Annotated in this window: 24 protein-coding genes and 1 tRNA gene; 10 read left to right on the top strand and 15 right to left on the bottom strand. The window is 53.8% G+C overall.

All coding sequences use genetic code 11. From position 1 onward, the window contains the following. Window positions 1–10 precede the first annotated feature (10 nt). The 9 genes from atpH to VKV18_RS09875 form a co-directional block, all read right to left on the bottom strand. Entirely contained in the window at window positions 11–559 is a 549-nt protein-coding gene (gene atpH / locus VKV18_RS09915) for an ATP synthase F1 subunit delta (protein WP_324204047.1), read from the bottom strand. Next, complete coding sequence (locus tag VKV18_RS09910; protein ID WP_324204046.1) at window positions 560–1,132, bottom strand: ATP synthase F0 subunit B; 573 nt, start codon at window positions 1,130–1,132, stop codon at window positions 560–562. Continuing rightward, window positions 1,129–1,689 carry an ATP synthase F0 subunit B gene (locus tag VKV18_RS09905; RefSeq protein WP_324204045.1) on the bottom strand — a complete coding sequence of 187 codons (561 nt, stop codon included), beginning with the start codon at window positions 1,687–1,689 and terminating at the stop codon, window positions 1,129–1,131. Before VKV18_RS09905 ends, VKV18_RS09910 begins: the two co-directional genes overlap by 4 nt. Window positions 1,690–1,734: 45 nt before the next feature. Then, window positions 1,735–2,019, bottom strand: a complete 285-nt coding sequence (atpE, locus tag VKV18_RS09900) for an ATP synthase F0 subunit C (RefSeq protein WP_016481909.1) — start codon at window positions 2,017–2,019, stop codon at window positions 1,735–1,737. Between the two features lie 62 nt (window positions 2,020–2,081). Next, complete coding sequence (gene atpB / locus VKV18_RS09895; RefSeq protein WP_324204044.1) at window positions 2,082–2,960, bottom strand: F0F1 ATP synthase subunit A; 879 nt, start codon at window positions 2,958–2,960, stop codon at window positions 2,082–2,084. Between the two features lie 34 nt (window positions 2,961–2,994). Then, the gene (locus VKV18_RS09890; RefSeq protein ID WP_324204043.1) at window positions 2,995–3,384 is read right to left on the bottom strand and encodes a hypothetical protein; all 390 of its coding nucleotides are present in this window, start codon (window positions 3,382–3,384) and stop codon (window positions 2,995–2,997) included. 123 nt (window positions 3,385–3,507) lie between these two features. Further along, on the bottom strand, window positions 3,508–3,912 hold the full coding sequence (locus VKV18_RS09885) for an AtpZ/AtpI family protein (RefSeq protein WP_324204042.1): 405 nt from the start codon (window positions 3,910–3,912) through the stop codon (window positions 3,508–3,510). Next, window positions 3,909–5,309: an aspartate kinase gene (locus VKV18_RS09880; protein WP_324204041.1), complete on the bottom strand. Its 1,401-nt coding sequence runs from the start codon at window positions 5,307–5,309 to the stop codon at window positions 3,909–3,911. Before VKV18_RS09880 ends, VKV18_RS09885 begins: the two co-directional genes overlap by 4 nt. Then, window positions 5,306–5,893, bottom strand: a complete 588-nt coding sequence (locus tag VKV18_RS09875) for an ACT domain-containing protein (protein WP_324204040.1) — start codon at window positions 5,891–5,893, stop codon at window positions 5,306–5,308. The genes VKV18_RS09880 and VKV18_RS09875 overlap by 4 nt, the downstream gene beginning before the upstream one ends. Window positions 5,894–6,035: 142 nt before the next feature. Between VKV18_RS09875 and msrA the strand changes: the two genes are divergently transcribed. The 6 genes from msrA to VKV18_RS09845 all read left to right on the top strand — a co-directional run bounded on the left by msrA (window position 6,036) and on the right by VKV18_RS09845 (window position 10,779). Beyond that, a complete protein-coding gene (gene msrA / locus VKV18_RS09870; protein WP_324204039.1) occupies window positions 6,036–6,512 on the top strand; it encodes a peptide-methionine (S)-S-oxide reductase MsrA in 477 nt (158 codons plus the stop codon). Window positions 6,513–6,576: 64 nt separating this feature from the next. Further along, window positions 6,577–6,661: transfer RNA gene (locus tag VKV18_RS09865), tRNA-Ser, on the top strand. A gap of 64 nt (window positions 6,662–6,725) precedes the next feature. Continuing rightward, entirely contained in the window at window positions 6,726–7,223 is a 498-nt protein-coding gene (locus VKV18_RS09860; RefSeq protein WP_324204038.1) for a hypothetical protein, read from the top strand. Window positions 7,224–7,476: 253 nt separating this feature from the next. Further along, entirely contained in the window at window positions 7,477–8,448 is a 972-nt protein-coding gene (locus VKV18_RS09855; protein ID WP_324201021.1) for an ABC transporter ATP-binding protein, read from the top strand. Between the two features lie 4 nt (window positions 8,449–8,452). Beyond that, window positions 8,453–9,226, top strand: coding sequence for an ABC transporter permease (locus VKV18_RS09850; protein ID WP_324204037.1), 774 nt, complete (start codon window positions 8,453–8,455; stop codon window positions 9,224–9,226). Window positions 9,227–9,228: 2 nt separating this feature from the next. Next, window positions 9,229–10,779, top strand: coding sequence for a hypothetical protein (locus tag VKV18_RS09845; protein WP_324204036.1), 1,551 nt, complete (start codon window positions 9,229–9,231; stop codon window positions 10,777–10,779). Window positions 10,780–10,850: 71 nt separating this feature from the next. Here VKV18_RS09845 and VKV18_RS09840 read toward each other — a convergent pair whose 3' ends face one another. Genes VKV18_RS09840 through dps form a run of 4 tightly spaced genes read right to left on the bottom strand, consistent with a single transcriptional unit; the run spans window position 10,851 to window position 12,929 of the window. Further along, window positions 10,851–11,288 (bottom strand): DoxX family protein, encoded by a 438-nt coding sequence (locus VKV18_RS09840; RefSeq protein WP_324204035.1) that lies wholly within the window; start codon window positions 11,286–11,288, stop codon window positions 10,851–10,853. Window positions 11,289–11,302: 14 nt separating this feature from the next. Further along, window positions 11,303–11,920, bottom strand: a complete 618-nt coding sequence (gene wrbA / locus VKV18_RS09835; protein WP_324204034.1) for an NAD(P)H:quinone oxidoreductase — start codon at window positions 11,918–11,920, stop codon at window positions 11,303–11,305. A gap of 54 nt (window positions 11,921–11,974) precedes the next feature. Further along, window positions 11,975–12,427, bottom strand: coding sequence for a MarR family transcriptional regulator (locus VKV18_RS09830; protein WP_324204033.1), 453 nt, complete (start codon window positions 12,425–12,427; stop codon window positions 11,975–11,977). A 13-nt stretch (window positions 12,428–12,440) separates the two neighbouring features. Next, window positions 12,441–12,929: a DNA starvation/stationary phase protection protein Dps gene (gene dps, locus VKV18_RS09825; protein WP_324204032.1), complete on the bottom strand. Its 489-nt coding sequence runs from the start codon at window positions 12,927–12,929 to the stop codon at window positions 12,441–12,443. Window positions 12,930–13,063: 134 nt separating this feature from the next. Between dps and VKV18_RS09820 the strand changes: the two genes are divergently transcribed. Further along, window positions 13,064–13,711, top strand: coding sequence for an SGNH/GDSL hydrolase family protein (locus tag VKV18_RS09820; RefSeq protein ID WP_324204031.1), 648 nt, complete (start codon window positions 13,064–13,066; stop codon window positions 13,709–13,711). 51 nt (window positions 13,712–13,762) lie between these two features. On the opposite strand, the gene VKV18_RS09815 is transcribed toward VKV18_RS09820, so the two are convergent. Further along, window positions 13,763–14,956 (bottom strand): cofactor-independent phosphoglycerate mutase, encoded by a 1,194-nt coding sequence (locus VKV18_RS09815; protein WP_324204030.1) that lies wholly within the window; start codon window positions 14,954–14,956, stop codon window positions 13,763–13,765. 176 nt (window positions 14,957–15,132) lie between these two features. On the opposite strand from VKV18_RS09815, the gene VKV18_RS09810 reads away from it, so the two are divergent. Genes VKV18_RS09810 through VKV18_RS09800 form a run of 3 tightly spaced genes read left to right on the top strand, consistent with a single transcriptional unit; the run spans window position 15,133 to window position 19,039 of the window. Then, window positions 15,133–15,948, top strand: coding sequence for a sugar phosphate isomerase/epimerase (locus tag VKV18_RS09810; RefSeq protein WP_324204029.1), 816 nt, complete (start codon window positions 15,133–15,135; stop codon window positions 15,946–15,948). 31 nt (window positions 15,949–15,979) lie between these two features. Next, a complete protein-coding gene (locus VKV18_RS09805; protein WP_324204028.1) occupies window positions 15,980–18,073 on the top strand; it encodes a PDZ domain-containing protein in 2,094 nt (697 codons plus the stop codon). A gap of 24 nt (window positions 18,074–18,097) precedes the next feature. Next, window positions 18,098–19,039 carry a hypothetical protein gene (locus VKV18_RS09800; RefSeq protein WP_324204027.1) on the top strand — a complete coding sequence of 314 codons (942 nt, stop codon included), beginning with the start codon at window positions 18,098–18,100 and terminating at the stop codon, window positions 19,037–19,039. Here VKV18_RS09800 and VKV18_RS09795 read toward each other — a convergent pair. Next, complete coding sequence (locus VKV18_RS09795) at window positions 19,029–20,150, bottom strand: deoxyguanosinetriphosphate triphosphohydrolase (protein WP_324204026.1); 1,122 nt, start codon at window positions 20,148–20,150, stop codon at window positions 19,029–19,031. The two genes, VKV18_RS09800 and VKV18_RS09795, sit on opposite strands and share 11 nt — an antisense overlap. Window positions 20,151–20,159: the final 9 nt, after the last annotated feature.

The raw sequence follows: 20,159 nt of genomic DNA, 5'->3' as shown, positions 1-20,159 counted from the left end.
TCGGTTAGAACTAAGCTTTTTGTAGGAAGCGCTCGCGTAATCTTTCGAGGCTTCCGCGCACGCTTCCATCAATGATGGTATCTTGCAGTCGGATGACGACTCCGCCGAGAATTTCCGGATCGAGCCGTACACGCAATTCCACGTTGGCACCCGTTCGTTTTTGTAGGCTTTCTCGCAGAGCCTGTTCTTCATCGGGGGTGGGTGGGACGGCGAAGACGGCTTCTGCACGAAGCAGGTGTTGTGCCTGATCAACCAGGCGTCTAAAATCGGTATAGATATATTCTAACAGCTCTTCGCGGCGTTTGTTGATGAGCAGGTTCAGGAACCCGATGGTGATTGGATGTAGCCTATCGGCGAGGGTTTTCTCGATGAGAGCACTTTTTTTGGGAGCGGGCACAAGGGGGCTGTGCCAGAACTCTTTTAAGACTGGCGTATCGTGGAGGGTTGTGAGTAGCTCCTCGAGTTCGTGCTCTACCACATCGAGAGCGCCTTCTCTTTGGGCAGCGTGAAAGAGCGCTGCGGCGTAGCGTCGTGCTGCACGCACATCACGGGTTGCCATTTAGGATTCTCCTCCACCATGGGCGAGGCTGTTACGATTTACAGAAGTATAGCCGTTAAGGCTACTTTGGGCGAGTTGATGGATGAAATCGCTCACGAGCTTATGTTGCGTCTCTTCGGACGCCATGGTGCGGATGGCATTTTCAGCGGCATCGAGGACGATCTGGACGATCTGTTGGCGCATAAGGATTTGGTGGTAGGCACGCTCCCGCTCGACCTCTTGTTGTGCACGCTGCAGAATAGTTTGTGCTGTCTGTTGCGCCTCGGCTATAATTTGGGCAGAGAGCGCTTCGGCTTCGCGCACGGCCTGTTCAACACGAGCGCGGTGCTCCTCTTCGATATGCGCCAGGCGCTGAACGTAGTCATCGTGTATGGCTTGGGCTTCGGCGAGGAGGGCATCGGCCTGTTTTTCGGCCTGTTCGATGCGTTCCGTGCGCGCTTTTAGCAGGTCGCGCGCTAGCGGGTAGGCATACTTATATGCCAGCCACAGCAAGATAAGAAAGCCCAAAATAAGCGCCGGAAACGCATCGGGCTGTTCTATTTTAAACGGACCGAGGCTAACCTCAGGGATCACGGTGCCAACTCCGTAGAAAAAGTTTCATTGGTTCCCCATTTGTTAGTCATATTAACAGGGGTTGTTGCCTGTGCCACATGGGCTTCAATCGAACGTCGCAGCTCTCCTTTAGGGTACAGAGAACCCAAGGCGTGGTCGGCGACATCGGTTGCCATGGCGATCATCTGCTCTTTGAGTGCTTGGAGAGTCGCTTCGCGCTCTCGTTCGATGCTCTCACGGCCCTGAAGCAACACCTGTTCTGCTTGGGAGCGCGCCTCTTTGATCAGGCGTTCCCTTTCCCCTTGCGCTTTTTTTACCGCCTCTTGAATATGGGCGCGAGCTTCGGCATCCACGAGGGCGATACGCTGCTGATAATCGGCGCGTAGGCGCTCCATCTCTTGTTGTAGCTCCTCCCTACGGCGATAGCGGGCGTCAAGGTCTTGGGTACGTTTTTCCATATCGTGCAGGAAAGGGCGCCAAAAGACCCTGGTAAGTATCTGCAGAAGGAGCAGAAAGATCAGAATCTGTATGCCGAAGTAGACCGGGTTAAATTTTATGGCTTGCTCGATCTGTAACATCTATTCTCTCCTTCGGCTCCCAGAAGTTTCTGGGAGCCGAAAAGACTATTTGCTTACCTGCGTGCTCTGGATGGTTTGCAGCACCTGGTTGGTATTAGGGAGGCGGGAGCCGAGAAAGATGAAGACGAGCACGAGGGCAAAGAGCACGAGCGACTCGATGAAGGCGAGACCGATGATCATATTGATAAGAAGTTGGCCTGCCATACCGGGCTGCCGTGCCATCGATTCAAGCCCAGATGCCACCGCGCGTCCTTGTCCGATACCGGCTCCGATAACCGCGATCGGGACTGCAAGTCCGGCCGCAATTGCAAGTGCAGCGAAATAGATCATGTTCTTCTGAAACCCTTTCTGTCGTAATGTTTGGTTTGTTTAAGTTAGTTACATAGAGACGATTAGTGCGCATGTGCGAGCGCTTGTTCCGATTCCTCCTCTTCCATCTCCTCTTCATGGGTCATGAGGGCGAGATAGATGCAGGCGAGCACCATGAAGACAAGGGCTTGTACGAAATCGGTGAGATAGGCCAAGAGGAGCACCGGAAACTGCAGTGGAAACCAGCCAAACATTTTAAGGCCGATCATGGTGAAGAGGCTAGCGAAGACGAGGATGATGACATCCTCACCGAAGATATTACCGAAAAGTCGGACGGAAAGAGTGATCGGTTTAAAAAGTTCGGAGATGACCTCGATGACAAATAGAAGCGGCTTAAGAAAGATAGCCATAAGGGGAGGTAGCGGAGGGCCGGAGAAGTGTTTGATATAGCCGAACAGCCCACGAGCGCGTATTCCCTCCCACTGAACATAGCAGAATACGGTGAGGCCGAGGGCAAAGGTGTAGGTAAGGTTGCTGGTGGGTGCATGGAACCCTGGGATGTCACCAAGAACGTTCATAACAAAGATGAACAGGAAGAGCGTGCCCGCAAAGGGGACGTACTTTCTTCCGTGATGCCCCATGAGTTCCACAACGAAGCGATCAATGGTTTCGACGATGAACTCGCCGATATTTTGGAGGCCGCGCGGCACTTTTTGAAGGTTGCGTCGGGAAAGGAAGGCGAAAAGGATGAGCAGCAGGGCGGCGAGCACGGCGTTTTCGAGCAGCAGGGTAGGGTCGGGTATATCTCCGATCTGTGGTTTTTCGGAGGTCTGTTCGGCATGTTGAGAGATAGGAGCATCTGTAGAAACATTAGGAGAACCACCTGCCTGCGCGATCTGGATGGGCAGATGACTCTTATGCATGTTACCGAATGGTTGTGCTGATTGAAGACTGCTCGGCATGAAAACCTTTCTTCCTCTATTAGTGAACTAGCCCTTAAATTTGTTGGGTTCTTTGCGACGCTGTTTTTAGGACGGTATGGATGAGTGAGAGAAGCACACAGAGAATGCCCCCGACGCCACCCAAGGCAAGCGGGAAGGAGCCGCCATAGAAGTGCACGAGGAGCAGTATTCCTCCCACATAAACAGGTAGACGAAAAAGGAGGGCTACTCCCATGATACGCCCTACGCGAGAGGACGAGTTTGTATGGAAGCAGCGTAGCGATGCGCGTTCGAGACCGTAAAGGCCAAAAAGCGCCAGCCCTACCCCCATAAGGAAGCCTGCTGCAGCTGCATCGTTGCGGAGGGCGATCAGCCCCAGTGCCGCAATCCCTGCACAAAGACCGCTTTGTTTGATGGTTTGAAAGATCAGTCGGTTATCTCGCATTGTTGCGGTTCCGTTATGGAGACTCCCTTTTTCGATAAGACGGTATCACTTAGCCTGCTTACAGTGCGGCTAATATTATAGCACATCAAGCTTGGATTTCTGTCTACGATAGGACGTTCGAAGCTACTTTTTTAGCCTCCGCAGAATATCCATTACCGACGCAAGCCCGGCGAAGAAGCCGACGATGCATCCGATGCCTGCGAGATAGGCCACGGAGTGGTGAAGCTTGCCGTCGAGCCAAAAACCTACGAGAGCGAACACCACCATCGGGCCAATGAGGCTTGTGGCTACCGTAGCGGCCATAACGACTTTTGAATAGGTTCGTGTGGCGCTATCGGGACTATCGGCGCCAAACCCGAAGAGGCTACTGCTTTTTGAAGAGGGTTTTTTAGGCTGCCAAGTCGGTTTTTCCACTTTTTGTAGTCGAGGTACCTCCGGCAATTGCGGGGCGGAAGGGACTTCGGGGGGAGTTGGCAATTGCGGCGACTCGGTATCTTCGGGTGGGTAGTCCTCATCTTCAGATTTCATGGGAGTGCCTCGGTTGGTTTGGATACCTGCTCGCACAGCTCGGCATGAAGGAGACGGACGGCCCGTTCCACCTCGCTTTCAGGGATAAGGCAAGAGACCGACATCTCGGAATCGGCCGTTTGGTAGACGGCGATTCCGGCCTTCGTTAGTAGTGAGTATATCCGAGCCATAACGCCTGGCATGGTACGATGCCCACTGGTGATGACGGACACCATTGTGCAGCTTTCAATGACGCTGGCATTTACATCTATGACGTGCACGTATTGTTCTAAGGGCCGGAGCAGCGGCCGCTGCACGCTGTAGGCTAGATCAAGCCCTTCGGAGAATTTAAAGATGTAGAAAGCGGCAAGGCGCCCCGTTTCATCTGGCCGTTCAAATGTGATGGGCACCACCATGCCGTCGAGCAGATCGCGGGCGATGGGATATACTTTACGCTCGACGGCGAAGGAGAGCGAGCGATTGCTGAAGGTAACGAGATAGATAGAAACGCCGGCGCGTGCCATCATGCGATAGACTTCGCGCTCGATAAGCGGTTTGTACTCGGTCTCTCCGATCTCTAAGCGGATGTAGACAATTTTTCCGGTATGGGTGATACCGGTAATGCGCGGATAGGTTGTTTCAGAAGCTTGGCGTCCCACAATGCGCGTTCCCGGGGAGTCGGAGAAGGTTGATTTCACCCACAGGGGGATGTTGTAGTCCATCGCAATCTCGGCAGCACGTGGATGAACGACCTTGGCTCCCTGATGAGCGATCTCTGCGACCTCCTCGTAGGAGCAGACGTCGAGGGTACGCGCTGTGGGCACGATATCGGGGTCTGCCGTTTTGACGCCATCTACGTCGGTATATATCTCAACGGCTTCGGCGCACAAAGCGGCACCGAGCGCTGATGCGGTGGTATCGCTGCCTCCACGACCGAGGGTGGTGATGGCCCCATGTTCGTGGGTATCTTCCGGCTCGGTGGTTCCTTGAAAGCCGCAGACCACAGGGATATAACCCTGTTCAAGCAGGCGCAGGATGTATTGAGGGCGTATTTCTCGGATGCGGGCGTCACCGAATTGCGGATCGGTGATGATGCCGGCTTGCCCGCCGGAGAGCGCGATGGATTTATAGCCAAACGTTTGGAGGGTATGAGCGAACACCACTGTGGAGATGATCTCGCCACAGGCCATGATCATGTCAAGTTCGCGCGGGGCTGGGGGCACTTGCGGGTCAATGCTTTTGAGAAACTGCACGAGGGTATCGGTGGCGTAAGGGGCGCCGGCACGTCCTATCGCCGAGACAACGACAACGGGGTGGTAGCCGGCCTCTCGTGCTTTGATGACCTTGCGCACGGCCATCTCTCGATGCTCTTTGGTATCTACGGAGGTGCCTCCGAATTTTTGGACCAGGATTCTCATGATGGCAACTCTTGAATAGGCAGATGCTCTTCGTGGATGGCGCTCTTATCCAGATGAAAAGTTTTGCAAAGCTGCTCGACGGCGTCAGGAACGCGATTGGCTTCAATAAGACACTGCACGGTATCGTGCGAATCTCCGGCCTCATAGATGCGTGCGCCGGCTTCGTAAAGGGCATCGGCGATATCCACCATGATGCCGGCCATCTCTCTCATGGAGGAGGCAACGACAGTTACCATAGCCAGGTCACGTCGGGTAGAGACATCGTAGCCTGCGGCCCGCAGCACCTCCGCAGCTCTTTCAAGGTAGGCTCCGGCGAGCGCAAAGGTGACAGAAGAGCGATGGAGTTTAATGAGAAAGAGGGGGATGCCGGCTTTAGCCACGGTGTTGAACAGGTTTTGGATGGCGTCGGTGCGCGAATCCTCTGAGGGAATACGGACAACGGCATGGGCGACGTCGCGCAAGATACGCAGTGCATAGACTCCACGTTCGCGCTCGTAGAACACCTCACGTGCGCGAGAGGATGCCGGCGAAGTGGGTGAGGCAGATTGATCCATGGTAACGGCGTCAGCAGTGACTTTGTGCATAATTTCACTAATAAGTATAGCACCCCGTTGTTGGTGGTGTCAACGGTGCGAACTTATTCTTTTTTCCTTTTGTGATGCTAAGGGAACGGACGGGTAGTGGATTGCGTTCTAAGGTATAGAAATACTCTTGGGGGTAACCGAAATGGCCATAGAGAAAGCGATGTTTGGTGCCGGGTGTTTTTGGGGGGTCGAGACGACCTTTCGCGCTGTACCTGGGGTCGTAAATACGACGGTAGGGTACGCGGGAGGGCACACAAAGAACCCTACCTACGAGGAGGTTTGCACAGACCTCACGGGCCATGCCGAGGTGGTTTTGGTGGAGTACGATCCGGAGAAAGTAAGCTATGAGCAGTTGCTTGAGGTGTTTTGGAACTGCCACGATCCCACACAGCTTAACCGACAAGGGCCGGATGTGGGAACCCAATACCGCTCGGTGATTTTTGCATTTACGCCAGAGCAGCGAGAGGCGGCGGAGGCTTCAAGAGAGCGTTTGGAGCGTTCTGGAAGGTATTCTCGGCCAATTGTTACACAGATTCTGCCTGCACCGGAGTTTTACCCCGCCGAGGAGTACCACCAGCGTTATTTAGAGAAGCGCGGGTTACGCTCCTGCCATTTGTAAGGCAGGCAGCTGCGATGAGGCCGACTTGACGAAAATCGGTATTCTGGGTTATCTTAAGAAGACTGGAGAGGTGGCCGAGTGGTTGAAGGCGCCTGTCTTGAAAACAGGTTACCCGCAAGGGTACGCAGGTTCGAATCCTGTCCTCTCCGCATCCGTTTTTGTAAAGATGAAGTTCAGAGGGCGACTCCGTTTTGAAAAACTGGAGGGGGTTCGTTGAGTCAAGACGGAGACGCTAGGGAGGGTTTTTGGCGCGCTTATGCGCTGTATAGTGCCGGCAGTTGGCGTGAGGCCCTTACTACGGTGGAAGAGGTGCTCAACCAAAAGGGCGTGCCGGCCGAGGCATGGTGGCTTCGGGCCGGGCTGATGCGAGGCGTTTATGGCGACTTTGACCCGCGCGTTCTTTCCGCATACGACGAGGCGTTATTACACGATCCCGGCAACCTTTATGCACGCGTGGAGCGTGCCGATATTTTGCGTGGTTTAGGTAAAACCGAGCAGGCTTGTACAGAATATGAATCGGTAATGGCTCTGGCGGAGGAGGGGGCCTTACGATGCGAGGTGGCTATTAAGCTTGGCTGTGTTTATTGGGCATTGAATAAGCCTCGCGAGGCTTTGTGTGCTTTTCACACCGTGTTAGAGCATGACCCGACGAACACAGAGGCGCGAGAGTTATGCGATAGACTGGCAGCAGAGTTGGGGTTGGGGGACTAGTTTTGAGGTTATGGTTTGCCCAATGCGGGCTAGGTTAAAATGTTTGTGACAAAACTTGTATGAAAGTACGTAAATAAGACGGGAGAGTATGGCACTTCTCGTATTTTTGAGGTTGTGCACTACCCCAAGAGGGTGGTAAGGTATAATACGCCGATTTTGGTGGTTTCGGATGGAAACCACCAGTGTACTTCGTCATCATTACCCAAACACAAAACAACAGCTCCGTCACGTGCGGAGGGAGGAATTCTAACCTATGACCACTGCGATCTCGATCCGAGGTCTCACCAAAAAGTACATTGACGTTTGGCAGAGGCAGGAGGTTGTAGCCGTTAACAACCTCGACCTCGATGTGGAAGAGGGAGAGATATTCGGTTTTCTCGGCCGCAACGGTGCCGGCAAAACCACAACCATCAAGATGCTGCTCGGTCTCATTTTCCCCACGGCGGGGGATGCGGTGATCCTCGGTAAACCGATGGGAGACAACTCGGTGAAGCATCTGATCTCCTATCTTCCCGAAGAGACCTACTTCTATGAGTCGATGACCGGTTGGGACTTGATGGACTTCTATGGCAGGCTGTTCCGCATTCCCCAGCCGGAGAGAAAGCGTCGTATACAGATATGCCTTGAGAAGGTGCGTTTGCAGCCGGAGGCATGGCATCGTGCAATTCGGGGCTACTCGAAAGGAATGCGTCAGCGCATCGGCATTGCGCAAGCGTTGATCAACGATCCGCAACTGCTCTTCCTCGATGAACCGACGTCAGGCCTCGACCCGATTGCTCATGCGGAGTTGCGCGATATCGTAGCCAGCCTGAAAGATGAAGGGAAGACGGTTTTTCTCTCTTCGCATCAGTTAGCCGATGTCGAGATGATCTGTACACGTGTTGCCATCATTCATCGTGGCAAGCTATTAACGACCGGTACCATCAAAGAGTTGGTAGAGGGAGAGCGCACTGAGATCACCGTTCGTGGAAAAGAGTTAGCGAACGGACTGATCGATCGGTTGCGTCCGATTGCCACCAGTATAGAACCCATAGGCAACGATACGCTAAAGCTATCGAGCAACGATCCAGAGCGTGTATCCACGCTTATTGATTTGGTTCGAGGCGCAAAGGGACAGGTTATCTCTGTAATGCCTCATCGCCGAACCTTAGAGGAGGTCTTCGTGGAAACAGTACGTAAAGAAGAGTTGGCTTCGGCAGGAGCCGCTCAGGAAGAGGGAGTCTGAACGAATGTTTGCAGCTATCTATGCGATCGCTCATCAGACGGTTCGTGAGGCCCTGCGGCGTCGTGTTATGTGGATATTCCTCGTTACCGGAATTTTCCTCATCGCCATGGGGCCGGTGTTCGGTTTTCTCAGCCCGCGGGATAGCCAAACCGTGTTACGAAGCCTTGGTTTGGCGGCGATTCTTTTAGCGGGCCTTTTCACCACAATCGTCACCTGCATCTATCTTATCCCCGTCGAGATAGAACGCAGGACGATCTATACGGTGTTGTCAAAGCCGGTTCAGCGCTTTGAGTTCGTTTTAGGAAAGTTTCTCGGGGGGTTTGCGGTGGTGTTCATTAACATTGCCGCCATGGGGGTTGTCTTTTTGGCTATGCTGCGCATGCAAGAGCATCAGATACCACCGGAGATGGTTCGGGGAGTTATCTTCACCTTTTTCCAGATGATGCTCTTGGCAGCCCTCACCATTTTCTTTTCCACCTTTGCCACCCCGGTGGTCAACTTCTTCCTCTCCTTCGGAATCTTTTTGGTGGGGAATTTAAGCTCGGTAACGGATACTCTCACGACCTCGCATAACAAGATATCCCAGATGGTTGGGTTGGCTATTCACTATCTGCTGCCGCAGTTCGGCAACTTCAACGTTCAGAATCAGCTCATCCATCCCGAAGAAGATATCGTCAATATGTCGGTCTACATGCGTAATAACATCGCCTACGCGCTTCTCTATTCAGCCGTTTTGCTGGCATTGGCGGTCTTCATCTTCGACCGGCGTGAGGTGTAGCCATGGCTGCAGTAACAGAGAAGCGACCGGCAAAAATTATTCCTGCGGACGTGCAGCGTCGCGGCAGAGGCCTCATCGTCTTTATTGTGGTGCTGTTGATATTGGCGGGAATCGTACAGCATGTAGCTGTTGATCCCTACCGCATGCAACTCGATAAGACAGAACGCAATGAGGCCTTAGCCCTTGGGGGCCTCAATAGCGAGTTTCTGTTGCTGCCTTTGTTAGGGTTTCGCGAGGCTGCAGCCGGACTGCTATGGGTTCGTTGTGATGAGTTCTTCCACAGTGGGGACTACGATGCCATTTTGCCTTTAGTCCGCATCATCACGTGGCTTGATCCTCACGCCGCCAACGTTTACGTGACCGGGGCATGGCACATGGCATATAACTTTACCGACTCCACCGGGGAACGTTCTGATAGACGCTACATCGCACCCTCGGAGGCTCTGCTCAACGAGGGCATTCGTAACAACCCTCGTATCTATGACGTGAAGTTTGAGAAGGGGTGGGAGAATTTCGATAAGATTAAGAACTACGCCATCGCGGCAGAGGCCTTCCAAGATGCCATTAATACGCCTGCCAATAAAGAGGTAGATGCGGACGACTATCCCTATGGGGCTCCGTTAAAGGTATGGCATATTCTTGCGCATACTTACGAGCGGATGGGGCGCATTCCTGACGCGATTGCCGTTTGGGATCAGGCGATACAGATCAGCACCCAGCGTTTGAAGCAACGTGGAGGTCGAACGAAGGACTTTGCCGACTTCGAGCTTCACCAAGCGGAGCTGCACAATCGCGCCGAGGACTATCAGCGGTATTTCGACCGGTATACCAGCATAAACCACGATCATGTGAACACATCGCCTTACCCAGGTGTGGAGTGGCCTTTCGGGGGTAGCAGCAAGCCCGGTCCTTGGGACGTTAGCTTCTCGGCGACCGTGACGGTGAAACGACCGAAAGTTCTCGATATCAAAGGCTATTTCAATGCTGCCGATGGTGCCCGGATTGACGTGCTGCTTGAAGATTGGGACTACAAGCCGCACATTGTGAGCAACACTACCACCGCATTTGCGGTTGACCCAAACCAGACGATCATGATGGATTCCATCGCTGTACGCAAGGCGGAGTTCGAGCGTGAGATAGATATGAGTAAAGACCCCAAGATGTACAGCTTTGCGCATGAGTACTATCGGTTAGTACTGAGCTATGACCCGCGCACGACCGCCCCACACCTTCAAGATCGTTTCGGATGGAGCGGGGAGGGTATGACGGATAGCAATGCGGCTCATGTGGTTGTAGATAACACACCTACAATGCTGGGCACGAAGATGATAGATGGCTTCGGGGGTACGGGGCCTAATTGGGATGGAAAAACCATTCCGATTTGGGACGGACATACGCCTCCTAAGGATATCTATCCGCCTTCTCAGCCTCGGCGGCTTATCATGATCACCTACAAGCTGTCGCGGGATCAAATCTTAGGCTTGCAGCCCATTACGGATAAAGACATCGTGCCCAATCAGATTATGCCGTTGGGGCCTGGGCAAGAGCCGTAAGGTTTTTTGCCGTCGGAAAGTTGAAGGGGGCCTCTAAGGAGGCCCCCTGATTTTGGGCGATGAGGGTGCAGCTAATTCGATGGCGAGGCCGGCTTTGCACGAAACCATTCCACAAGGGAGATGGGACCGGCACCGCGGATGAGAATGGCCACACCGATGAGGAGTTGGGTGAGCGCGTACTCGTAGCCTTGTTTACTGATGTCGAAGCCGTTGTGCCAGTGCACAAGGACAATGGCTCCGAGCATGATGATGCTAATCACGGCCCCACCAAGGCGGGCAAGCACGCCGGTAAGCATGGCAAGCCCGCCACAAAGTTGACCCAATCCCACAAGAAAGGCGATGGGAACCGGTAAGTGGGTAAATTCGGCAAAACCCTGAATGCCGGGGCCGCCGATAATCCCCAGAATATGCGTGCCGTGATAGAGAAACGCAGCGGCAGACGCCAGGCGAATAGATAACAGGGCGAACGCTTCCTGTTTTTCTTTGGGAGCAAGGGTATTCCACAGCATCGTAGCGCTCCTTTCTAACCGATCTTTGCCGCTTTTAAGGCACGAGCAACCTGGGTTACTCTTCTCCCTTGAAAGCGTGCGGCAGCAAGAGCATTTTCACCTGGCGGATTGCCTTGGGGGCCGGAGATATGCGTGGCTCCATAGGGTGTGCCTCCTTGGAACATGACAGGGTCGGCGTAGCCGGTTGGCACAATGATCAGCCCCAGATGGGCCATGAAGTTGTACATACTTAGGTTGGTGCTTTCGTTGCCACCATGGGTTGTTTGGGTGGAATTGAAGGCGCTGCCAACCTTGCCGTTTAGTTTTCCCTGGAACCAAAGCCCTCCTAGGCTATCCACGAACGCTTTTAGTTCAGCAGAGACGTTTCCGAAGCGGGTGGGAGTGCCGAACACAATGGCGTCGGCCCACTCCACGTCGGCCTCCGTTGGCGCCTCATACAGGGCGTACATACGGTCGCGATTTTCTGCCCAACCCGGTACTCGCTGAATGATCTCTTCCGGCACAAAATCCCGTACACGGCGAATGCGCACTTCGGCCCCTTCTGCGCGGGCTCCTTCTGCGACAGCGAGTGCCAGTTTTTCTGTAGAGCCGTTACGAGAATAGAACACAATCAATACATTCGGTGCAGACACTGCCTCTTTTCACTCCTTTCTTCTCCCTTGATATTCTAGACATCTGAGATAGAGCTAGGGAAGGTTTCTAACTTGTTCTGCTGCAGCAAGCCCTAGGCGCTTGAGCAGTCGGGTAGCCTCCTCTTGCTCATCAGCGCTTAGCGGGTTCATCGCTTGGTATACGATCTGTGCGTGAAGCGGGAAGAGATGCTCTATAAGTTCCCTTCCCTTCGGGGTTAGCTGAGCGTAGCGTTTGCGTTTGTCTTGAGGGCAAGGACTACAGCAGACAAGCCCTTTAGTGACAAGTCGGTTTACCACATAGGTGAAGCTGCCCGATTTCAGCAAAACTTTCTGGGCAATTTCACCTAGTGAAAGCGGCCCTTTGTGATAGAGCACTTCCAGAACTCCGAATTCACTAATACTAAGGCCTCGCTGCCGTAGGTGGTGATGGGTCAAGCTCATGATGCTGTTATGGCAGCGAGCGAGAACAACAAAAAGCTTAAGCGCGCGTTCGATATCGGAGTCCATAGGCAAGCGGAACTTACTTTTCGGCCTGCAGATGAGCTTCTACGAACCAGGTGTATTTGTCTATACCGCGGGATATCTCCGTAAAGATGTCGGCCGTATCCTTATCGCCAAGGCCGTCGCAAACATCTATAGCGCGACGCACGAGGTGACCATAGGCGCCAAGTGCACTTGCAAGAGCTTCCACATGTTCTCGCCCGGTTGTGATGCTGAGAGGATATTCGTAGAGGGAAGATTTTTCTGCAGCGATACGGGCGGTACCTAGAGCGACACCACCGAGTTGCACGGCACGTTCGGCAAGGAGATCGGCATAGTCTTCAACGGCTTCGGCGACATCGTCGAAAAGCTCATGCAGCGCGATAAAAGAGGGGCCTTTTACGTTCCAATGCGCTTGCTTGGTTTGGGTGTAGAGGTCTATGGCATCGGCAAGACGGGCGTTGAGTAGCTCAATGATCTGTTCTCGGGTTGCCTGTGGCAGGTCGTTGTGAGTGGGATAGAGTTCCATCGAAAAAGCCTCCATGAAAATTATCTTGAATTCAAGATAATCGGTGTTCGTATTGGTTTACGCTTCGCGCGGGCAGGAAGTTGCGGCTTCCATGTCGGAATAACAGGAACGATAACGTTGCATGGAGGTCGCCTATGAAAATAGAAACAGGCCAGACGCTGCTTATGATCGGAGATTCGATTACCGATGCCGGTCGTGCGCGCCCGGTGGGGGAGCGCGCCTTCGGAGGATTAGGGCAAGGTTACGTCTGTTATGTGGATGCTCTGCTTGGGGCTGTCTATCCCGATAGGCAGATTCGGGTAATCAATATGGGGGTAAGTGGCAACACGGTGCGCGATCTAAAGGCGCGATGGCAGAGCGATGTTCTCGAGTTGAGGCCTGACTGGCTTTCGATTATGATTGGGATCAACGATGTATGGCGCCAGTTCGACGCACCGTTGAACCCCACCCTTCATGTCTACGCTGAGGAGTATGAAGAAACACTAGAGGAGCTTGTTGTGCAAACCAAGCCGTTGCTGCGTGGGCTGGTGCTGATGACCCCCTTCTACATCGAGCCGAATCGGGAAGATGCGATGCGTGCTATGATGGATAGGTACGGGGCGATTGTACGAGGCATCGCGGAAAAGCACGGTGCTTACTTTGTGGATACGCAAGCGGCTTTTGACGAGGTAATGCGTTACTCCTATCCTGCCTCGATCGCGTGGGACAGGGTTCACCCAAACCCTCTTGGCCACATGGTGCTCGCAAGAGCCTTTTTACAGGCTGTGGACTTTCGTTGGTAGGCCAAAGCGGCAATATTGTCCCTAGAGTTTAGGTCCCTATACTCGAGGTGTCTAGGCATCGTCGAAGAGTAGATGGATAAGTTTCCAACCCTCTTTGATATGGACAGAGGCTTGGGTAAGTGCGTTTTCGTCGAACATGATGAGGTTAGGCGGTTGGGACGTCCGTTGGGAATCGAAGAAGAGAAAGGGGACGGGACCTTTTGCGTGCCCTCGGGTAGAGATAGGGGTTTTGTGATCGGGGGCGCACAAGAGGCGAAAGGGTTCCTTGCCTCGAAGCCCTTCCACAAGGGTACCAACGATCAAACGGTCGAAGTTTTCTATGGCCCGAATCTTCTCTTCAACATTTGCCTGGTGGCCAGCCTCATCTGGCGCTTCCAGGTGTACCCAAACGAAGTCATGGCGTTGAAGCGCAGCGAGCGCATAGCGGCCTTTGGCGGCGTAGTCGGTATCGAAGTAGCCAGTTGCTCCGGGAACATGGACTACTTCGAGGCCGGCCAAGCGGCCGAGACCTCTGATGACATCTACGGCGGCTATAACGGCGCCGGTAGTGCCATGGAGATGAGGAAAGGGTGTTAGTTCGGGAGTCTTACCGGGGCTCCAAGGCCAGAGCATGTTGGCGGGTGGTTTGCCTTCGGCACGGCGTTGTTGATTAAAGGGGTGATTATCTAGCAAAGCATAAGATTCCACAATGAACTGTCGAAGCTGTTCGGCCCCTTCGCCTGTTGGATAGATTTCCTGAAGTGCCCTGCCCATATTTTCATGGGGGAGGGCCGTTTGGGCGTGTGCCGGGCCATTTTTCCAGACCAGAATATGCCGATAGCTCACTCCGGGGTAGAGGCGACGGGAGGGGGTAGCAAGACGTTCATTAACCCACTCGATAAGGGGACGCGCCTCTTCGGTGGTGATATGGCCGGCGCTGTAGTCTACGAGCTGCTTTCCGTCGGTAGAGATGAGCGAACAGCGAAAAGCCACATCCTCTTTCCCGAGAGGAATCCCCATTGCGGCCGCCTCGATGGGGCCTCGACCGGTATAGTAGCGTTTGGGGTCATAACTAAGCAAAGCCATATTCGCCGCATCGCTGCCGGGGTACATGTCGGGCGGGGTCACTTGAACTGTGCCCACCATACCGGCCCGGGCAAGCTCGTCGAGGTAGGGCGTTTGTGCCACCTGTAACGGGGTACGGTGATCGAGTATCTCTAGCGGTTCGTCCGCAGCGCCGTCGGGAACAAGCAAGATACGTTTCATGCCCTAAGTATACCACGCGGCTAGGTGAGGAACCTCATCGGCAGAAGCCTCCGTAGAAACTTCACGAAGCAGGGAATGGAGAGGGGCAGGAATCTTCTAAGAGGGGAACGTATATTCCCACATAACCGCAACGAAGTGAACTGAACGAGAGTCTATTAGAAGAGGAAAGAAAAACGATGGAACTTGGATGCAGTACGTTGCTATACGGTGGTTTCCCTGTGGAGGTAGCTTTGGAGCATATCTCACGGTTAGGGTACCGGGCTATTGAGCTGGCGGCGATACCCGGAATGGGGGATCATCTTTCGCAGGAGGTCTATCAATCTCCAACGTTGCTCAAGGAGCTGGGCCGCAAAATTTCCGACAGCGGCTTAGCTTTGGAGTCGATTGGAGCCAGCACAAATCTACTAAACCCTGATGCGCGACAACGCTTTATTCGCCTCATGGAGGTGGGCAGTGTTTTAGGAGCGCCGGCCATCACCACCGGTTCTGGTGGCGTCTCTGATGACGAGGAATCGTTCAAAACCGTTGTAAACTTGCTGAACGAGTTATCGCGTGTGGTGCGGGAGACCGGGGTAAAGATCAGTATCAAGCCACATGTGAACTGTGCGGTCTACTCCACGCGCACCGCTTTGCGGCTTATGGAACATGTAGACCCGAACTACATCGGTTTGAATGTGGATGCATCGCATCTTTGGCGCACACCGGAGCAGGAAAACCCTGAGGAGACGATCCCATCGCTCTTACCTTACCTTTGTACAGCCCGCATTCGCGACACGAAAGGGCGTGAGAAGCCGATCGGCTCGGTGGAAGACCAGATACCTGGAGGAGGAGCCATGAATTTACCGGCGATCATCGCAGCGTTCAAAAAGAAGCCCGATCTGAAGTATCTCACGCTTGAGATTGTAGGAACAAAGGACTTTCCGTTGGAGAAGGTGGATGACGTGGTGCGGCGCTGCTATCAGGCTCTTGCTCCTTTGGTAGAATCGGCGTAAGAGTGCGGTTCGTAGGGAGAGAAGGGAAGGGATGATGAAGCGGTATCTTATCGGGTTCATTTTGGGTAGTTTGCTATTAGGCTATGGAGTCGCATCTAGCGACGCACGTCCGGTGAGGGGAGGGATGCCTGCATCGGTGGTGCGCCACAAGGTGGAACTCATAGACACCCTGCATAGGGAGATCGCCTTTGCCAAGGCGCGAGTGTATCCGGCCTTGGTGAATATCCTTGTTGTCTATCGCTATTACGATAGTGGTCGGGCGCAGCGCGATCTAGCAGGAGGCAGCGGCGTTATCATCAGCCCAGACGGCTATGTTATTACCAACTACCACGTAGCGGGGCATACGACGTATATCGAATGTACCCTTACCGATGGGGAACGGGTAGAGGCCAAGGATATCTATGATGACCCACTTACCGACATCAGCATCTTGAAGTTGAACCTTAACCAGCGAGCCAACCCGAAGGCGCCGCTGCACTATGCCGTTTTAGGAAATTCGGATGATCTGCATGTGGGCGATTTTGTGCTGGCTATGGGCAACCCATTGATGCTGTCCTCTTCGATGACCTTAGGGATCGTCTCTAACACGCAGCGTGTGTTTACGGATTTTACCGGGAGTCGCATTGAGCAGGTTGAGTTGGATAGCGGGCAGCAGACGGGGCTTTTAACGCGGTGGATTCAGCATGATGCCCTCATTTTGCCTGGGAATTCCGGCGGACCTTTAGTGAACATGCAAGGCGAGGTCGTGGGGATTAACGAGTTAGGAGGTAGCGGTGTAGGTTTTGCAATTCCTTCCAATCTCGTGCGACGAGTATTCGAGCAGGTGCTTGCGCACGGGAAAGTGATTCGTGGGTACTTGGGATTTGAGCCGTTGCCGGTAGATAAGTTAGGTCGTAAGACGGGCACATTAGTTGCCGCCGTTATTCCGAAATCGCCGGCAGCAGAGGCCGGGTTAAGGCCTGGGGATGTGCTGTTAAGCATTAATGGAGTACCCACTAACATTCGATTCTTGGAGCAGGTGCCACTACTTTATCAGCAGGTAACGGCCATAAAACCCGGCACGCGGGTGAGCTTGCGGGTGCTGCGGCAAGGCAAAGTTCTTACGCTGCATACGGTTGTGGCGCCGATGCAGCCCTATTTGGGTCATGAGAGCGAGGTAGCGGATTTAGGGCTTACCGTTCGTTCGATCACCCCCATGATGGCCCTGCTTAACCATCTGCCGGATACGAACGGGTTGATGGTAACGGGGATACGTCCGGGGTATCCGGCGGACAACTCGCAGCCAAAGCTTGCCGTAGGAGATGTGATTCGGGCGGTGGATGGGAAGCCGACGCCGAATTTAGCGGCGTTGGAACAGGTGGTGAAGGCAGATAAGCAGCAGGGGCGATTGGTGGTGGCCTATTTGCGGCAGAACCAAAGTTGCTTAAGCGTGTTGCGCATGGAGAGGCCGGAGACATCCGGCAACGATTTTGAGCTTCCTCATGCTTGGCTTGGGGTACGCACGGAGGTGGTGACTCCGGAGATTGCGGAGGTACTGCATGTTCCCGGTACGCAGGGGTTTTTGGTAACGGAGGTCTTTCCAGGAACCAACGCGAGTGAGGCTGGGCTACGCGTTGGCGATATTATAACCTCTTTAAACGGGCAGCGCTTAGAGGCTTCACGCCCACAAGATGAGGAGATGTTAACCCATGCCATTGAGAATTTGGATGTTGGAAGCAAGGCAACGTTAGGTATTTTGCGAGGGGGCAAGCCGCTTGAGATCGGGGTCACTTTACAAGCATCGCCCAGTTCAGCGTCGGAGGTTGCATCGTATCAAGAGAAGACCTTTGAGTTTACGGTGAGGGATTTAACGCTTTTTGATCGGATCGAGCGTCATTTACCGCTGGATCAGAAGGGTGTTATCGTAACGGACACGACGGAAGGAGGATGGGCAAACATTGCCGGCTTAAATGTAGACGATATCATCTTATCGGTAAACGGGCAACCTATTGAGGACGTCGGCAGTTTCAAGCGGGTGATGTCGGAAGTTGTGTCGCGCAAGCCGAAGGTGGTAACCTTATTTGTGCATCGTGGTGCGTTGACGTATTTTGTGTTTATCCAGCCGGACTGGGCTCATTTAAACTAGGGTAGAGGGAGGAGGCGGGAGGCGATGTTGATTCGTCACATCATAACAAACCTTATCGGACACTGTGTTGTGTTCGCTGCGTTTGCGGGCTTTCTAGGCAGTGCTTACGCTCAACAGACACCAGAAAATGCCTCGCCGACAGCACAGGAGGCACAAAACCCTGTGCAGCTTTTGCAATCACTGACCCCAGCGCTCGTCACGGTAAAGATCGTTTACAAGACTCAGGTGAGCGCGGAAGGGCAGTCGTCAACCTCGGAGGGGAAAACAGAGACCACAGGCGTGGTCGTATCGCCGGATGGGCTTGTGATGCTGGCAACTAGCAGCTACTCGTTTGACTTTGGTAGCTTTTTCGGCAATATTGGAGGGGGTGGGGATAACCCCGATTTTAAGTCAAAAACCATTCCTACCGACTTCAAGGTAACGGTCGGTCATGATCAGAAAGATTACAGCGCTAAACTGGTCGCTACCGATACCATCTTAGGGCTTACTTTCATCCAAATTACCGATCTGCAAGGAAAGAAGTTAGAGGCGGTGGACATGAGCCACGGCGTGCAGCCTGCCTTGGGGGAGAAGGTGATACTCTTCTCGCGTCTGAGCAAGGGATACGATTACGCTCCCTATTTTCATATAACCACGGTTTGCGGAGAGATACAGATTCCTCGTCATGCCTATCTGCTGGATGGAGCCGGTCTGCCGATAGGTCTACCCGTGTACAATCTAAGTGGGAAGCCTTTAGGCATTCTTACCACACTGGCTCCGACGGTGGTGGAGACCGATTCAGGCGGTATGGGAATGCAGTTCATGCAGCGTCTGTTTAGCGGAGGGGGATTCGGACAGGTTTTTTTGGTTCCGGCTGAATCGGTGAACACCATCATCATGCAGGCTAAGGAGCGTGCGGCCAAGCTGTCGGCTACAACATCTAACTCGAGTTCCTCAGGGACGACAACTGCGCCGGCTAAGAAGTAGGCATTCCGTCACGTCGAATAGGTTTGGGAACGAAGTGGGCCACGAAGCGGGAAACGGCGTAGCGGTCGGTCATGCCGGCTATGAAGTCGCATACGTACTGGGCACGTTCGGCTGGCGAGCAGTCACGTAGATGCGTCTCGCCTTTCATAAGCTCCGGTTGCTCCATATACAGGTGGAAAAGCGCGCGGATGACGTGCTGAGCTTTCCTTAAATCCTCGTTCCCCTTAGCCGCGTTCCAATAGACACGCTCGAACATGAAGTCTTTGAGGCGATCAACGCACTCCGACATCGCTGCAGACATTGTGACGTCGGGACGGTCGGAGCTTGTAAGCACGATATCCTCCACCATTCTGGCAATGCGCTGTGAATAAGAACGCCCCAACGTTTTCATGATATCTTGGGGCAGATCGGAGTAGGTGATGACTTTTGCCCGGATGGCGTCGTCTATATCGTGATTGATGTAGGCCACCCGATCGGCAATCCGAACGACTTTACCTTCTAGGGTAGTGGGCAGGTCTGTTTCCTGACTAAGGTCGGCCTTCCCTTTACTATGCCTTGCAATGCCGTCTTTTACCTCCCAAGTTAAATTCAAGCCGGGCTGCTTAGGGGTTCCGTCAGAGGGATCGGTATTTTCTTCGGGCACGAAGTCCGTTCTGTATTCTAGCAGTTCCACCACGCGCAGGCTCTGCTCATAATGGCGGAAGCCTGCATCGGGAACGAACTCACGATAGGCGGCATCGAGGGCCTCCTCGCCGGCGTGGCCAAATGGGGGATGTCCTAGGTCATGGGCGAGGGCGATGGCCTCGGTAAGGTCTTCGTTCAGCCGCAGGGCGCGGGCGATGGTGCGGGCTATTTGGGCGACTTCGAGGGTATGGGTTAATCGCGTACGGTAGTGATCTTCTTCTGGATCAATAAAGACCTGCGTTTTATGTTTCAGGCGCCGGAACGCTTTGGAATGGAGAATGCGATCGCGATCTCGCTGAAAGGCCGTGCGGACGGAGTCGGGCGGTTCCGGCTTTTCGCGCCCCCGCGAGAGAGCGGCCTTAGCCGCCCAAGGGGCGAGATAGCTTAGTTCCCACTGCTCCTGTCGTTCACGGGGTGTGAGAGACATGGGGTGGCG

This window comes from Chthonomonas sp. (assembly GCF_035294505.1).
In the GTDB taxonomy this organism is placed as follows: Bacteria; Armatimonadota; Chthonomonadetes; order Chthonomonadales; family Chthonomonadaceae; genus Chthonomonas.
Note: the sequence above shows the minus strand (reverse complement) of the source record. Positions and strands in the feature narration are given on the sequence as shown.

What these genes read in the sequence shown, in the direction of transcription:
- VKV18_RS09850 (WP_324204037.1), top strand. Translation starts at nt 8,453, where the DNA reads ATGTTTGCAGCTATCTATGCGATCGCTCATCAGACGGTTCGTGAGGCC.
- VKV18_RS09890 (WP_324204043.1), bottom strand. Translation starts at nt 3,384, where the DNA reads ATGCGAGATAACCGACTGATCTTTCAAACCATCAAACAAAGCGGTCTT.
- VKV18_RS09810 (WP_324204029.1), top strand. Translation starts at nt 15,133, where the DNA reads ATGGAACTTGGATGCAGTACGTTGCTATACGGTGGTTTCCCTGTGGAG.
- VKV18_RS09880 (WP_324204041.1), bottom strand. Translation starts at nt 5,309, where the DNA reads ATGAGAATCCTGGTCCAAAAATTCGGAGGCACCTCCGTAGATACCAAA.
- VKV18_RS09795 (WP_324204026.1), bottom strand. Translation starts at nt 20,150, where the DNA reads ATGTCTCTCACACCCCGTGAACGACAGGAGCAGTGGGAACTAAGCTAT.
- VKV18_RS09805 (WP_324204028.1), top strand. Translation starts at nt 15,980, where the DNA reads ATGATGAAGCGGTATCTTATCGGGTTCATTTTGGGTAGTTTGCTATTA.
- atpE (WP_016481909.1), bottom strand. Translation starts at nt 2,019, where the DNA reads ATGATCTATTTCGCTGCACTTGCAATTGCGGCCGGACTTGCAGTCCCG.
- VKV18_RS09820 (WP_324204031.1), top strand. Translation starts at nt 13,064, where the DNA reads ATGAAAATAGAAACAGGCCAGACGCTGCTTATGATCGGAGATTCGATT.
- VKV18_RS09905 (WP_324204045.1), bottom strand. Translation starts at nt 1,689, where the DNA reads ATGTTACAGATCGAGCAAGCCATAAAATTTAACCCGGTCTACTTCGGC.
- atpH (WP_324204047.1), bottom strand. Translation starts at nt 559, where the DNA reads ATGGCAACCCGTGATGTGCGTGCAGCACGACGCTACGCCGCAGCGCTC.
- VKV18_RS09875 (WP_324204040.1), bottom strand. Translation starts at nt 5,893, where the DNA reads ATGCACAAAGTCACTGCTGACGCCGTTACCATGGATCAATCTGCCTCA.
- VKV18_RS09840 (WP_324204035.1), bottom strand. Translation starts at nt 11,288, where the DNA reads ATGCTGTGGAATACCCTTGCTCCCAAAGAAAAACAGGAAGCGTTCGCC.
- VKV18_RS09885 (WP_324204042.1), bottom strand. Translation starts at nt 3,912, where the DNA reads ATGAAATCTGAAGATGAGGACTACCCACCCGAAGATACCGAGTCGCCG.
- dps (WP_324204032.1), bottom strand. Translation starts at nt 12,929, where the DNA reads ATGGAACTCTATCCCACTCACAACGACCTGCCACAGGCAACCCGAGAA.
- VKV18_RS09845 (WP_324204036.1), top strand. Translation starts at nt 9,229, where the DNA reads ATGGCTGCAGTAACAGAGAAGCGACCGGCAAAAATTATTCCTGCGGAC.
- VKV18_RS09815 (WP_324204030.1), bottom strand. Translation starts at nt 14,956, where the DNA reads ATGAAACGTATCTTGCTTGTTCCCGACGGCGCTGCGGACGAACCGCTA.
- VKV18_RS09855 (WP_324201021.1), top strand. Translation starts at nt 7,477, where the DNA reads ATGACCACTGCGATCTCGATCCGAGGTCTCACCAAAAAGTACATTGAC.
- msrA (WP_324204039.1), top strand. Translation starts at nt 6,036, where the DNA reads ATGGCCATAGAGAAAGCGATGTTTGGTGCCGGGTGTTTTTGGGGGGTC.
- VKV18_RS09800 (WP_324204027.1), top strand. Translation starts at nt 18,098, where the DNA reads ATGTTGATTCGTCACATCATAACAAACCTTATCGGACACTGTGTTGTG.
- atpB (WP_324204044.1), bottom strand. Translation starts at nt 2,960, where the DNA reads ATGCCGAGCAGTCTTCAATCAGCACAACCATTCGGTAACATGCATAAG.
- VKV18_RS09830 (WP_324204033.1), bottom strand. Translation starts at nt 12,427, where the DNA reads ATGGACTCCGATATCGAACGCGCGCTTAAGCTTTTTGTTGTTCTCGCT.